17 protein-coding genes and 1 other annotated feature are annotated in these 13018 nt (G+C 36.4%); all 17 genes read right to left on the reverse strand.

Annotated features, from left to right (window positions below; all coding sequences use genetic code 11):
- Positions 1-148 precede the first annotated feature (148 nt).
- Entirely contained in the window at positions 149-409 is a 261-nt protein-coding gene (gene yajC, locus BN999_RS01130) for a preprotein translocase subunit YajC (RefSeq protein WP_042146131.1), read from the reverse strand.
- A gap of 60 nt (positions 410-469) precedes the next feature.
- Positions 470-1612: a tRNA guanosine(34) transglycosylase Tgt gene (tgt, locus tag BN999_RS01135; protein ID WP_096269561.1), complete on the reverse strand. Its 1143-nt coding sequence runs from the start codon at positions 1610-1612 to the stop codon at positions 470-472.
- A 15-nt stretch (positions 1613-1627) separates the two neighbouring features.
- The gene (gene queA / locus BN999_RS01140; RefSeq protein WP_096269562.1) at positions 1628-2656 is read right to left on the reverse strand and encodes a tRNA preQ1(34) S-adenosylmethionine ribosyltransferase-isomerase QueA; all 1029 of its coding nucleotides are present in this window, start codon (positions 2654-2656) and stop codon (positions 1628-1630) included.
- Between the two features lie 23 nt (positions 2657-2679).
- Positions 2680-2877 carry a DUF2905 domain-containing protein gene (locus tag BN999_RS01145; RefSeq protein WP_096269563.1) on the reverse strand — a complete coding sequence of 66 codons (198 nt, stop codon included), beginning with the start codon at positions 2875-2877 and terminating at the stop codon, positions 2680-2682.
- Positions 2874-3878 (reverse strand): Holliday junction branch migration DNA helicase RuvB, encoded by a 1005-nt coding sequence (gene ruvB, locus BN999_RS01150; RefSeq protein WP_096269564.1) that lies wholly within the window; start codon positions 3876-3878, stop codon positions 2874-2876. Before ruvB ends, BN999_RS01145 begins: the two co-directional genes overlap by 4 nt.
- Before the next feature lie 16 nt (positions 3879-3894).
- Positions 3895-4506 (reverse strand): Holliday junction branch migration protein RuvA, encoded by a 612-nt coding sequence (gene ruvA, locus BN999_RS01155; protein ID WP_096269565.1) that lies wholly within the window; start codon positions 4504-4506, stop codon positions 3895-3897.
- A gap of 113 nt (positions 4507-4619) precedes the next feature.
- Complete coding sequence (locus BN999_RS01160) at positions 4620-5174, reverse strand: YhcN/YlaJ family sporulation lipoprotein (RefSeq protein ID WP_217988453.1); 555 nt, start codon at positions 5172-5174, stop codon at positions 4620-4622.
- Positions 5175-5255: 81 nt separating this feature from the next.
- Positions 5256-6140: a phosphotransferase gene (locus tag BN999_RS01165; RefSeq protein ID WP_096269567.1), complete on the reverse strand. Its 885-nt coding sequence runs from the start codon at positions 6138-6140 to the stop codon at positions 5256-5258.
- Positions 6141-6208: 68 nt separating this feature from the next.
- Positions 6209-7093 (reverse strand): SafA/ExsA family spore coat assembly protein, encoded by an 885-nt coding sequence (gene safA / locus BN999_RS01170; RefSeq protein ID WP_096269568.1) that lies wholly within the window; start codon positions 7091-7093, stop codon positions 6209-6211.
- A 724-nt stretch (positions 7094-7817) separates the two neighbouring features.
- On the reverse strand, positions 7818-9098 hold the full coding sequence (gene obgE, locus BN999_RS01175) for a GTPase ObgE (protein ID WP_096269569.1): 1281 nt from the start codon (positions 9096-9098) through the stop codon (positions 7818-7820).
- Between the two features lie 13 nt (positions 9099-9111).
- Positions 9112-9639: a Spo0B domain-containing protein gene (locus BN999_RS01180; protein WP_176481835.1), complete on the reverse strand. Its 528-nt coding sequence runs from the start codon at positions 9637-9639 to the stop codon at positions 9112-9114.
- Between the two features lie 188 nt (positions 9640-9827).
- Entirely contained in the window at positions 9828-10118 is a 291-nt protein-coding gene (gene rpmA / locus BN999_RS01185; protein WP_042146149.1) for a 50S ribosomal protein L27, read from the reverse strand.
- Between the two features lie 11 nt (positions 10119-10129).
- Entirely contained in the window at positions 10130-10459 is a 330-nt protein-coding gene (locus BN999_RS01190; RefSeq protein WP_096269571.1) for a ribosomal-processing cysteine protease Prp, read from the reverse strand.
- Between the two features lie 11 nt (positions 10460-10470).
- Positions 10471-10779 carry a 50S ribosomal protein L21 gene (gene rplU / locus BN999_RS01195; RefSeq protein WP_096269572.1) on the reverse strand — a complete coding sequence of 103 codons (309 nt, stop codon included), beginning with the start codon at positions 10777-10779 and terminating at the stop codon, positions 10471-10473.
- A gap of 13 nt (positions 10780-10792) precedes the next feature.
- Positions 10793-10866 (reverse strand) — a sequence feature (ribosomal protein L21 leader region).
- A gap of 60 nt (positions 10867-10926) precedes the next feature.
- Positions 10927-11793 (reverse strand): M50 family metallopeptidase, encoded by an 867-nt coding sequence (locus tag BN999_RS01200; protein ID WP_096269573.1) that lies wholly within the window; start codon positions 11791-11793, stop codon positions 10927-10929.
- Entirely contained in the window at positions 11780-12553 is a 774-nt protein-coding gene (locus tag BN999_RS01205) for a M23 family metallopeptidase (protein ID WP_096269574.1), read from the reverse strand. The genes BN999_RS01200 and BN999_RS01205 overlap by 14 nt, the downstream gene beginning before the upstream one ends.
- 131 nt (positions 12554-12684) lie before the next feature.
- Entirely contained in the window at positions 12685-12942 is a 258-nt protein-coding gene (locus BN999_RS01210; RefSeq protein ID WP_096269575.1) for a hypothetical protein, read from the reverse strand.
- Positions 12943-13018: the final 76 nt, after the last annotated feature.

Genomic DNA, 13018 nt, shown 5'->3' on the forward strand with positions numbered 1-13018 from the left:
CCCCGGAAGAGCTTTAGCTCTGAGGAGGCTCACCAGCCGCCCGTGGAAAGCGTAGTATATTTCCGGAGCGGGTCTATGCGCTTTTCATGTTCGTTCGGATTTTAATCAACTAAAACTCTTTTGTCCCAGCCTCAATTTTTAGTTCTTTTTATACAGATTTAACATCTCGAATCGCAGAACGATCGTATGTAAGTTTAGAACCATCACCTGCTTGTAACACGACTGTGCCTTCATCTAAAGCATGAATCACACCGTGAAATCCACCAATCGTTACAACAGAGTCACCTTTTTTAAGTTCAGACTGCATTTGTCTAACTTGTTTTTGACGCTTTTGCTGCGGACGAATAAGCAAGAAGTAGAAAATAACAAACATAGCTATTAACGGTAATAAAGTAGCTAATCCTTCCATGTATATGTCCCTCCTTTCCAGACAATTCGTTTAGATAACATGAAGCCCTCTAAACGTTCATTAAAAATTCTTTGCATCCGGTTTATTCAATCCGTATTGTTCAAAGAATTCTTCTTTAAAATCACCAAGTCGATCTTCGCGTATTGCGTTTCGTACTTGCTCCATTAATTTTAGCAGAAAATAGAGATTATGATAAGTAGTAAGTCTAAATCCGAATGTTTCGTTGCATTTTATTAGATGGCGAATATAGGCACGTGAGTAATTTCGGCATACATGGCAATCACAATTTTCATCAATTGGACCAAAATCCCGAGCGTATTTCGCATTTCTTACCACAAGTCTACCATTCGAAGTCATACATGTTCCATTACGAGCAATTCTTGTAGGTAGTACACAATCAAACATATCTATTCCTCTAATAGCGCCATCTATTAAAGCATCAGGAGACCCAACCCCCATTAAATACCTAGGCTTATTACTTGGCATTAATGGAGTCGTAAATTCTAGGACTCGGTTCATGACTTCCTTTGGTTCACCTACAGAAAGTCCCCCTACCGCATAACCTGGAAAATCTAGCGAAACTAAGTCCTGAGCACTTAATCTACGCAAGTCTTCATATTCTCCACCTTGAATAATTCCAAAAAGCCCCTGTACATCTTTTCGTTCATGAGCATTTAGACATCTTTCTGCCCATCTAGAAGTTCTTTCCACAGATGCTTTCATATATTCATGTGTTGCAGGATATGGCGGGCATTCGTCAAATGCCATCATAATATCTGAGCCAAGAGCATTTTGAATCTGCATGGCTTTTTCAGGAGAAAGAAATAACTTATCTCCATTTAAATGATTTCGGAAATGAACTCCTTCTTCTGTAATTTCCCGCATATCACTTAAACTAAAAACTTGAAATCCGCCTGAGTCAGTTAAAATCGCTCCGTCCCAATTCATGAATTTATGTAAACCACCAGCCTCTTTAATAATGTCTTCGCCTGGTCGTAACCATAGATGATAGGTATTGGACAGAATTATTTTAGCTCCCATTGTTTCTAAGTCTTCAGGGCTCATAGTTTTAACCGTTGCAAGAGTTCCGACGGGCATAAACATAGGTGTCTCAAAAGAGCCATGTGGTGTATGTACTCGTCCAAGTCTTGCTCCAGTTTGTTTGTCTGTTTTAATTAATTCATAGCGTATAGGTGAATTCATTCTATCTTTCCTTTACTAAATAATGAACATCGCATCTCCAAAACTAAAGAAACGATATTTTTCCTTAACTGCCTCATTATATGCTTTTAGTATAAAATCTCGGTCACTAAAAGCACTTACTAGCATAATTAATGTTGACTTCGGCAAATGAAAATTGGTAATTAAGCCGTCTATCGCTTTAAATTCAAATCCCGGATATATAAAAATATCTGTCCAACCACTAGACTCAACAAATTCTCCATTATTATCACGTGTAATGGTTTCGAGAGTTCTTGTGGAGGTTGTACCAACCGAGATAATTCTTCCCCCATTATCTCTTATTTCGGTCAATGTATTCGCTGTTTCTTTTGACATCATATAAAATTCGGAATGCATCTGATGATCATCTATATTTTCGACACTTACTGGTCTAAAAGTACCAAGACCCACATGTAGTGTTATAAATGCAATCGTAACACCCATCGATTTAATCTCTTCTAGCAATTCCTCTGTAAAGTGAAGCCCAGCTGTCGGCGCTGCTGCAGAGCCTTCTTCTTTTGCATAGACTGTTTGGTAGCGATCTTTTTCTGGCAATTGTTCTTTAATGTATGGTGGTAGCGGCATCTCTCCTAGTTCTTCGAGGACTTCATAGAAAATACCATTATATTCAAAATCCAAAATTCTTCCACCGTGTTCTAGTATTTCTTTACACGTCGCCTTCAGTTGCCCATCTCCAAATATCAATTTCGTTCCGACTTTAATTCGCTTTGCAGGTTTTGCAAGGACTTCCCATGTATCTCCTTCATTTTGTTTCAAAAGAAGAACTTCCACTTTACCTCCAGTATCTTCTTTTACCCCATAAAGTCTAGCTGGAAGCACCTTTGTATCATTTAAGACTAGACAGTCCCCACTCTTTAGATAATCTTTTATATCAGTAAAGTGTTTGTGGTCTAATTCTCTAGTCGCTTTATCTAACACCATTAGTCTTGAAGCACTCCGATTCTTTAACGGAGTTTGTGCAATCAAGTCTTCTGGTAACTCAAAATCAAAATCCTCAATATTCATGGGTGTTTCTCCTTCATGTAGATTTATCGAAATCTTCCTAGAATAAAGAAAATGAGCGATAAAACAATACTAATAATAATAGATGTCATAATTGGAAAATAGAAGGTAACATTTCCTTTTTTGAAGGATATATCACCTGGTAATCGACCAATAAAAGTCCAAATTATTCCGATTACAAGAAAAACAATACCAATTATAATGAACATCTTACCTAGATTCATGTTTCATCATTCACCTTCATACCAAAATGTTGATATGCCTTCTGTGTTACTATTCTTCCCCTAGGAGTACGTTGGATAAAACCTATTTGTAATAAATAAGGTTCATATACATCTTCTATTGTCTGAGATTCTTCCCCAATGGTAGCTGCAATAGTATCTAAACCAACTGGACCGCCTTTAAAGCCCTCTATTATACCTTTAAGTAATTTATGATCGATATGATCAAGGCCCACATCATCGACTTGTAGCATTCCAAGAGCTATTTCTGTTGTTTCAAGACTGATTTCGCTTTCTCCCTTCACCTGGGAAATATCACGAATTCTACGTAATAATCTATTTGCAATACGTGGTGTGCCCCTTGAACGTCGCGCAACTTCTACAGCAGCTTCTTTCGTGATTTTAGTTTCAAAAATCTCTGCCGTACGTTCGACAATTGCACATAAATCCTTGGTTTCATAATACTCTAATCGAGATAACACTCCAAAGCGGTCTCGTAATGGTGCTGATAATAGTCCGGCTCTGGTAGTAGCTCCGACAAGTGTAAAAGGTGGTAAATCAATTCTTACAGATCTTGCGCTCGGACCTGTACCAATCACAATATCTAAAAAGAAATCCTCCATTGCAGAGTATAACACTTCTTCTACTGCCCTGGGTAAACGATGAACCTCATCAATAAATAAGACGTCGCCAGCCTCTAGCGAAGTTAATATAGCAGCAAGATCACCAGCTCGATCGATTGCGGGTCCGGATGTGGACCTGAATTGGACTCCCATTTCATTCGCAATAATTGCGGCTAGCGTTGTTTTCCCTAGTCCTGGAGGCCCATATAGTAAAACATGGTCAAGTGGCTCATTTCGCATCTTAGCAGCTTGGATAAAAATCGTTAAATTTTCTTTTACCTTATCTTGACCAATATATTGGTTCAATGTCGTGGGGCGTAGACTAAGTTCTACATAGGATTCCTCATCATGTAATTCGCCAGTAACCATTCGCTCATCCATACTACCTGCCCCCTTACTATTTTTTCATTAGTAAACTCAATGCTTTTTTAATAATTTGATCTGTATTTGAATCATTTGTTACATTCTTTTGCAGTTCTGGTATGATAGCCTTTACTTCTCTATCCATATATCCTAATGCTTTTAAAGCCTCTAAAGCTTCTTTTAATTCAGCCGTTTGATTTGATTTTTTATCTGTAGTTTCTACTTCTTCTTTCGTAATGTTAAAGTTTGCTACTAATTTTCCTTTTAAATCTAAGATAATCTGTCTAGCAGTTTTTTTACCAACGCCAGGGAAACTAGTTAAAAACTTATCATCTTCCCTTTCAATTGCGGAAACAAATTCTGGTATATTCACACCAGATATAATTGCTAATGCTCCTTTTGGTCCAATTCCAGATACAGACAGTAACCTAGTAAATAAATACTTCTGGTCTAAATTTTTAAAGCCATATAAGATTTGTGCATCTTCTCTGACATGGAAATATGTATGTATGTGAAGTTCATTATCTAAATGTTCCTGAAAAACGAATGGATTCGGACAGATTACTTCATATCCAACACCATGGACATCCAAAATCACAGCTTCATCTTGAATAGAGACTAACTTACCTCGAATATAAGAAATCATTATATCTTCTCCCCACTATAAATCCTTTTCCTATTCTATCACAAATCTACAATGAGAGCATAGGTTTGGGACTATGCGGTCAAATTACAAAAAGCCTTTGAAAAAACAAAGGCTTAATTATTGTTAAAGAATTCATTTAGATTATTCTCAACATCCCGGTCCAAGTCTTTCGGGTTACTATTCAGATTTCGCATATGATCCCACCATGCTTTATCCGTATAAACCACTATTTCTTTATCCGGTACTATCTCTTTGACTTCCCTTGTAATGATCTCAGGTAATTCGGGAAAGTACTGATTTCCTGTCATCACTGCAACAATAATTCGATCATCAGTTTCTGCAATTTGTGATTGGACAATCTCTTTTCTTTCAGATAAATATTCTGAAATTAAATATGTTCTTTCACTTGTATATTGGTCCTCATTCTTCGCTTTAAAATTTTTATCCCCTTCATTAACATATTCTTGATCACTTTGTTTATATCCACCGATTTCTCCAATTGATTTTTCTCGGTCATTTGAGCGACTTTCTTGCTCCTTTGGTGTTTCATAATTAATTGGTTGAATACTCTTTTGGTTCACATCTGTATTCATCCCTTGTTCATTCTCATTGCCGCATGCTGCAATTATTAACAAACTAGATAGGATAATAATTATTTTTCCTCGCATCATAAAAACCTCCCTTATAGCTAGTTTGCTAAAAGAGAGGTTATTTACTACTGGTTAAATTATCCTGTTCAATTAAATTTATTACTTAAGAATTAACTTAGCTTTATTTAAAAATTCCTTACGACTAATCCACTCTAACTCCATTGTTTCCATATAATCTTCAATGCTTACACGACGTTTCCTTGTAAGAAAATGTAACCATTCACGGACTAAGTCACTCGGAATAAAAACAGAGTTTATAAACTTCTCCAGTTCTACATCTTCAACCATGTCATAGCCTAATAACGTCTCAATATCCCAATTAATATATGGTAAAAACCGTTGACCTAATTGAATATAATCATATATCTGAGGAGTACAGTGTAATAAATCAAAGTCTATCATGTAAGTTTTTTCATTTTGAATGAAATTATGAGAGGCTACATCACCATGTACCCATGATCCGTTTCGTTCGGCATCTAACTGTTCTTTATACCAAGAATAGGACTCAACAATTTCGAGATACTTTTTCATCATATAAGATATATCATTATAAAGAGTTAAATAGCCATTACGTTCAAAAATTTGTTCTGTTTCCAAAAACCTATAGAGCCTTGCATGCCACCTCTTATAAAACGGTTGTTTCCTCAATAACTTTTTTACATATATTTGATTTGCTTCAGCATGAAATCTTTTTAGTAATATCATTACTCTTTTTCTGTCTTCTGCGGTTTGATAGTTCAACTTTCTTCCTGAAACATAAGGTGAAATGGTCCAACTATAATTGGTCCCGGTTGTAATTTCTTTCTTACCGTTTGGGTATCTTTCGAATGGAACAACATTTCTTGATTGAATTCGTTCAAAAAATTCCCATTGTTGTCTCATATTGGAAGTGTTGGAATGACCTTTTAGTACATATTTTTCTCCTGAAGCAATTTCAATATAATAAATGTTACGTTTAATTGGGTGAATCTTTTTTGCCTCCAAGTTCCCCTCCCAATATAAAAAAGAAGAGAGACGATTGAATGGTTGATCGTCTCTACTTAGATGGTTGCTCAATCGGAGGATTCATCCTCGTTCATTCTTAACTCACCAAAACCTGGAGGGGTAGGAAAACCATTTGCCTGGAATCCAGACATTCCTGGTACTGTCATATTGGGTCCCATTTGTTGCATATTTTCCTGAAATTGTGAATTATACATGTTCATATTACTCATGCCTAAATCAAATTGAGGCATTCCACCCATTTGTGGTACTTGATAATTATTTCCACCACCACAACCACAATCATTATTATCCTCCTGCATCGGCATCATCATTCCCGGATGAGCCATCGGGCCAATTCCGTGTGGATGGTACATTGGCATTCCATGATGACCAACTGGTGGCATACCATAACAGCATGGATGTACAGGATAACAAGGAATCATTTGTACTGGTTGATACATTGGTTGATGGAAAATTGGTTGTTGTTGTGGTTCTACATGGTGCATACTTTCAGACGATTCACTTTCTTGAAAATTAAATTGCATATATAAATCTTGTTCAATTGTTGGAGCCTGCATCATTGGAGGTGTCTGCATTTGTGGAATTTGCGGCATTTGTGGCATCGGCATTTCTGGCTTCAAGTCCATTTGAGGCATAAGATCATCTTCTTTAACAACCGGCATTGGTTTAGGTGAAATATCTTTATATGGCGTTTCTACTTTTTGTTCCTTAATTGGCATTTGTACCTGTTGTTCTTTAATCGGTGCCTCTTTTTTCACCATTTCTTTTTTTACTGTTTTAGCTGATGTTGGAATACGAATCTTCATCCCCGGCATAATCATATCAGGGCTTGATAGTTGTGAATTTGCACTTTTTAATGCTTCAAAATCCACCCCATATTTCTTAGACAGTTCCCATAATGTATCTCCTTTTTGGACAATATGAATCTTCAATGTTAAATCGAACTCCTTTCACTTCTGAATTCTGGGCTAATCACTCTATATCAAGATATGCAAAATAAATCCAAATGTTGAACAGAAAGTGAAACTTCATTTGAATATGTATTTCTCCTTATTATTAAAGGAATGATTACTTCATAAAAAGTTGTAGTTGCTCAAGTTAAGTTAATCTAACAGTTAGTCGATAGAAACTGTGCGGTAACTAGGGATTTTGTGTAGAGCAACATACCCGCTACGGAAATACACTCCGCTTTCCGCGGGCGGCTGGTGAGCCTCCTCGTGCTACGCACTGCGGGGTCTCACCTATGCCTGTCCTCCCGCAGGAGTCTCCGTGTATTTCCTTCGCTAGTAATGAGTGAATGAGAATAATAATGCCAAATAAATCCAAAACATGATTCAATAACTAACAATAATTAGAAAACAAAACTAGCGTAGGCAGAATACGGAGACTCCTCGAAAATAAAGAACAATTTTCTTCGTGCGATGTATACGCTGACGAAGCATTCCTTGTCCTACGGGAATAGCACGTGTCCGAAGACCCCGCTGAGGCCGTGCCCGTGGAAAGCGGAGTATTCTGCCGTAGCGGTATCGTAAAGCTATACTTATTAATTATGGGATAAAATTGCAGTAGTTACCGCACAGTTTCTATAAAATAAAAACAAACTGTACTAAAAGAGCCAAAAAAAGTCGTTCTCCATTTGGAGAACGACTTCATTTATTAATCAACAAACTCAAATTCAAATTGTAAGATGCGAATTGTATCGCCGTCTTCTGCACCCCTCTTACGAAGTTCCTCATCGACTCCCATAGAGCGCATTTGACGAGCAAATCGACGTACTGCTTCGTCTCGATTGAAATCCGTCATCTTGAATAATTTTTCGATTTTCGGTCCTGAGATAACAAAAGCACCATCATCATCACGATTAATTTCAAATCCTTTATCTTCTTTCTGATAACGATATACCACTGTTTCATCTGTTTCTTCTACTTCAGGTTTAAATTTCGGAATAGTTTCTAATAGATCCGCCACAGCAAAGAGAATATCACGTAAACCCTCTTTTGTTAAAGCAGATATTGGATAAACCGGAATATCGTCACCAATCTTTTCTTTAAATTGGTTTAGATTTTCTTCTGCATCAGGCATATCCATTTTATTAGCAGCGATAATTTGAGGTCTAGTTATTAACTTCTCGTCATATTCACTTAATTCCTTATTAATCTTTTGATAATCATCAAAAGGATCACGACCTTCAGTACCTGCCATATCGATTACATGAATGATTACTCTAGTTCGCTCTACATGTCGTAGAAATTGATGTCCCAGACCAACTCCAGCATGAGCACCTTCAATCAGCCCAGGTAAATCAGCTAAGACAAAACTACGGTTGTCTGCTGTATCAACAACTCCTAAATTAGGAGCTAATGTTGTGAAATGATAATCCGCTATTTTGGGTTTTGCAGCACTTACTACAGATAAAAAGGTTGATTTACCTACACTCGGAAACCCAACCAGTCCCACATCGGCAATTAACTTCAATTCAACTTTTATATTTTTCTCTTCACCAGGCTCACCATTCTCTGCAAAGTCTGGTGCAGGATTGCGAGGGGTAGCAAAACGTGAATTTCCTCTTCCTCCTCTACCACCTTTTGCAATTACTGCCTCTTGTCCATGAATAGTAAGATCGGCAATTACTTGTTCTGTGTCTTCGTCAATAACGGTCGTTCCAGGAGGGACAGACACTACTAGTGGTGCTGAGTTTTTACCGTGTTGGTTCTTGCTCATCCCATTCTCGCCGCGCTTCGCTTTAAAATGACGGTTATAACGGAGATCCATTAAAGTATTTAATCCTTCATCAACTTTAAAAACAACATCTCCACCATTACCACCATCTCCACCTGCTGGTCCACCTAATGGAACATATTTTTCTCTACGATAAGCTACAAGACCATTTCCTCCATCTCCAGCTTTCACATAGACACTGACTTGATCGACAAACATATTCTCACCTCATCTAATCGGCAAAGGGAATGGTGAATATAATTCTTACTTCAGATTCCAATTCCTCTACCTGTATCAACACATTATTTAGCTTATCTGCCAAATGATTTTTCCATGCATCACAATCAATTGTTGGACTAGTTACTCTCACGGCCAAATCGATTGAATTATCATTGTATTTTAAGTTAATTTCACCTGTTATCGTATCAAATTTACTTGCTAATATATAATCCTCTACGGCATGTCCAATTTCCGCTAGAGAACTATCATAATGGAGTAAATTTTTATTATCTGTAAATATATCGTATGTAAAATGAATATGTTTATGTTGTAATTTCATTTGAATTAACCACAAAGCAAACTCTGGACAATTTGTATTCATTAGCGTTCTTTCTTGATTAAGGGTTCCAATAATATTGTTTACTTTCAATTTGACTTTGTCTGTCTTTCCCATACTTAAATAGCCATGAACAATTTGTAGATCATTCATCAAATCATGTCTTTGTAATCGTAATAATTGAATGATGTCTTTTGCTTCCACTTTTATCCTCCCCCAATAAGTAGAATTATAGCAGAAAACGGGGACGAGTTCATTTTTAGTTAAGAGAAGTTTGCAATTTGGGACGTACCAAGCTCATGTAGAAAGTTTTATTCGAAGTAATCCCTTCATTTATCCTAGCTCCACAAAAAAACTCCAACCACTAAATGATTGGAGTTTTATATGTCATATTATGCTTCTTGAGCAACTGGGTATACACTTACTTTTTTGCGGTCACGACCATAGCGTTCGAATTTAACAACACCGTCGATTTTTGCATAAAGAGTGTCATCTCCACCACGGCCAACGTTTTCACCTGGATAGATTTTCGTACCGCGTTGACGGTAAAGAATAGATCCACCAGATACGAATTGACCGTCTGCACGTTTAGCACCAAGACGTTTGGACTCAGAGTCACGACCGTTCTTTGTACTACCTACACCTTTTTTAGACGCGAAGAACTGTAAATCTAGACGTAGCATTAGAGCACCTCCTATTTACTTTGTATCTTAATAAATTGACTATAATCACGTTCAATTGTTTGAAGTGAAACAATCATTGCTTCGAACAGGAGTTGTACCTTTTCCTTACCTTCTGTATCTACAGAGTTAGGGATAGTTACACGAAGATAGCCACCTTCACTCCCTTGTTCGATGGCTAGCTCGATATCAGTAAGTTCCAAAACAGCGTTAACCGCTCCAAATGAAACCGCTGATACTCCAGCACACACCAAATCATATCCGTAGGGTCCACTTTCTGCATGGCCAGATAATTCAAAAGAAGTTATTCGATTGTTATCTCGGTATACAGTTACCTTTATCATGGCAGAAACCCTTATTGGTTAATTTTTTCGATTACTACTTTTGTATAAGGTTGACGATGACCTTGTTTCTTATGGTAGTTTTTCTTAGCTTTGAATTTGAAAACAGTGACTTTCTTTTGACGACCATGTTTTTCAACTTTAGCCGTAACAGTAGCACCTTCAACGTAAGGAGAACCAACTTTAACATCTTCCCCACCTACGAAAAGTACTTTGTCAAACGTAACAGTTTCATCAACATCAGCTGTAACTTTTTCTACGTAAACTACTTGGCCTTCTTCAACTTTAACTTGTTTACCACCAGTTTCGATAATTGCGTACATAACTGCACCTCCTTGTTAAACTCAGACTCGCCATACAGGTAACTTATGTAAGTTTTAATAACCTGTTCTGTGCGGTTGTAGCACGGGTGCTACGATGAATAACATACAAATGTTATCACGTGAACTAATCTTTTGTCAAGCTTATTTCTATATTGTAGTTAAGGATGCTACCTCACCAATTGTTTTATGATAGCTCTTATCAAAAAAATAAGATCTTAAACAATCGGTTTCGTCTATTGCCAGTCGCCTATCATTAGGCATTTGGATATAAATAGAATGTTTCACATCTCTTTTGAAATGTGAAAACACCTCCATAAGTGAAGAATTAGAGGGCACGATAATAGGCTTTACGGATTTAATCCAATTATTACCTTTGTATCGATTTAATAGAAATCGAATAAATACGAAATGCCTATTTTTCCATTCTGATCTATTTTCTATTATTAGGAAGACCATGATTAAAAATGCACTTAATGTAAATGGAAGAAATAATAATTGAACGATTATTATAATAAAACATAGCGCCATTGATAAGATGATAATCACATGATAGGCTTTTTGAAAAGATAATTTTTTAGAAATTAAAAAGAACAATATCTTACCTCCGTCAAGAGGCCATATTGGTAACAAATTAAAGACAAAAATAGTTGTGTTATAGATAAGTATCGTGCTTATTATCGAAGATGGAAGTAGTGATAGGGATGATATTATGAGCATAAAAAAATAAATTATGACATGTTGAAAAGGACCTGCTATAGTAACAATAAACTCTTCGATAACAGGTCTATTACCATGCTCATCTGTGTCCATAACCCCCCCAAATATCCAAAGCATCACTTTATTCACTCGCCATTTAAAATGTGCTGCAGCTAGATAATGACCAAGTTCATGCCATAAAACGATTCCTAGGATTATAAACATCTCAACAAATGTACCGGTTAGGAAAGATATGATAATAAAGACAAACATTATTGGGTGAATATGTATAGGAGGTAGAGTTTTATGGATTGTCATCAACTTCAACCACCTGAACAGGGTCGACATATTCATTATTTTGTTCAATAGCAAAATAGACCATTTCATTTGCTTCCGTAGGATTGAATTCACCTATTCGCTGGTTTGAATTAACAACTTGGTACAAATGAACATCAATAGAACTTAGAAAACCATAAGTAGTTGTAGTATTATCGGCATGCTGTACAACAACTGTTTTATTCGTATCTGATTTCTTTCCAGAAAAAATTACGACCCCTTCCCTAAGGGCGGATACTGATGTTGTTTCATTCGGAGCAATCATAATTCCTTTACCATTAGCTTGAAATGTCTCAATAACATTCCCGGATACAGGCAGTGCTAGAGCAGCCTCTTCGATATTCTCTGATTCCTTGCTAGGTGTAAATGCTAAGGGTGTACCAAATGAGTCCTTATACCACTGATAAACACTGGCAAAGGGAAACTCCTCTGTTAAAACATTACTTGTCCATTGCTTTGGTTTTTCAAAAATATCTGCATCGTTTTGCCATATGATAGCAATGGAAAAGAACAGCATGACAGAAAAAATACCTTTAAAAATAATACCCGTAATCGTGTTACTTCTAGATTGGTTGGATACTGAAGGATCGATAAAACTTGGATAGAATCCATGCTTCTCTTCTTCTTGCGGTAGAGAAGGCATAATAGTGCTCACTTTACCTCTATCCGTTTTCGATGGTATGCCTCGAAGTTTTTTACGATCGTTTATGGACTTCCGAATTTGTTTTATATCTTTTTTCATTCTCCTCATTCCCTCATTCCTTGTTTATACAAGTGTATGAAAGAGGTGGACAAGATATGATTGGACGTAACCACATAAAATTGTACTGAACTATTTATATATATAAATTAATAATCACAGAAGAAAAGAAGTTACCTAATAACAAGTCTTTCACCACAATGCCTGCAATAATGCACATGGTTTTTAGCATACATTAGTCTTTCAAGGTTTTCAAAACCTTTACAATGAGGACATCGTAATTTATTTTTATCTAAAATAAAGTAAGCTACTATAAATATCCCGGAAAAAAATAGTAATGTCCAATTGATTATAGTTAATCCTAACATTAATCCAGATAAAATAATCAAGACAAACCCGAGATTAATTTGATTTCTTGAAATAAATTTCATATTTCTCCTCCCAATATTGTCTTAGGTCAAAAAAAGAGCTCTAAAATCCATGATGATTTTAGAGCTCTTGATAGAT

Origin of the sequence: Paucisalibacillus globulus, assembly GCF_900184735.1 — a bacterium.
GTDB lineage: Bacteria > Bacillota > Bacilli > Bacillales > Amphibacillaceae > Ornithinibacillus > Ornithinibacillus globulus_B.